The sequence below is a fragment of the Motilimonas eburnea genome, from assembly GCF_021295345.1.
In the GTDB taxonomy this organism is placed as follows: Bacteria; Pseudomonadota; Gammaproteobacteria; order Enterobacterales; family CBDFNC01; genus Motilimonas; species Motilimonas eburnea.
The window spans coordinates 1-1,009 of sequence record NZ_JAIMJB010000056.1 but is presented as its reverse complement, the minus strand read 5'-3'; the positions used below and the strand labels follow the sequence as shown (position 1 = coordinate 1,009).

General features: G+C 36.0%; 2 protein-coding genes. One reads left to right on the top strand and one right to left on the bottom strand.

Annotation, left to right across the window (positions count from 1 at the left end; all coding sequences use genetic code 11):
* Positions 1-58: 58 nt before the first annotated feature.
* Entirely contained in the window at positions 59-241 is a 183-nt protein-coding gene (locus tag K6Y21_RS21355; RefSeq protein WP_285229775.1) for an AlpA family phage regulatory protein, read from the top strand.
* Between the two features lie 45 nt (positions 242-286).
* On the opposite strand, the gene K6Y21_RS21070 is transcribed toward K6Y21_RS21355, so the two are convergent.
* The gene (locus K6Y21_RS21070; protein ID WP_233073911.1) at positions 287-574 is read right to left on the bottom strand and encodes a hypothetical protein; all 288 of its coding nucleotides are present in this window, start codon (positions 572-574) and stop codon (positions 287-289) included.
* Positions 575-1,009 lie beyond the last annotated feature (435 nt).

Sequence of the window (1,009 nt, the reverse complement as noted above, 5' to 3'; positions counted from 1 at the left end):
CGATAAAGCAGGATATTAGCGAAAAAGATAGCTTAGCAGCCAAGCGTAGAAAGTCAGGTTGGTCCGGCGAATATCGTTCAAAGATTATATTTGGTTAAAAGTTGAACAAAGTGGAATCCCGCCCTGTCGCTCGATAGAAAAACAGCAGTTCCCTAAGCAGGTGTCGCTTGGTGATAGAGCTGTGGCCTGGGTTGAGAGTGAGGTTCAAGCTTGGGTGATTGATAGGGTAGTCAGCCGGTAGCCCAGCAAAAGTTGGAGAGCAAAAAGGCTCTCCAACTTTGATCATTCATAATTTAGAAGGACCACCCAAGAATTCAAATTCTTGGTCAATAAGCTCTTTTATAGTGGTGTTTATTTTTTGGTCTTTACTTTTTGCAAGCCAGTTCAGTCGTTTGGTAGTGCGTTCTGACATTGAAATACCTCTAGACTTAATACCATTGTTTTTACTTTGAAACTCTCTTTGGTTCCAAGCTGGTCTTAATTTCAAAAAAAGCAATTGTGTTTCTGTAGGATGGAACAAAAACTGATAGTCAAAGTAAGATTGAATTGCTAGATATTTCTCGGAATCAGACAAAGGTTGCCAAGGAAGAACAAATCGCTCATTTTGTTTTTTAACATAGTTAACTAGCCAATCTGTTTTTTTACTATTACAATTGCCGAGCCATTTCTGGAATTTAATGTTTTCTGGGTTGTTATATGTATTTTTCCATGCTTGAGAAAGTAATTCAATTATATATTCTTGTCCATTAATATTAATTTCACTTTGAGCGATGCTCTCTATTATTGACCTAAATCGCTCTATATGACTGTCATATTTAAATTGCCTTTCTCGAATGTTTTTAACTCTGGTTTTTTCATTGCTTCTGATGAATGCATTTAAGTCTCAGGGCGAGATCTAACATTATTAGTAAGGTCTAATTGCTGATAATTTATGCACTATGGGCGTTTTATGAGCTTATTTTTCCTTTTCCTAGAAAATCATATATTAAATTGAACTAACTGTATTTTC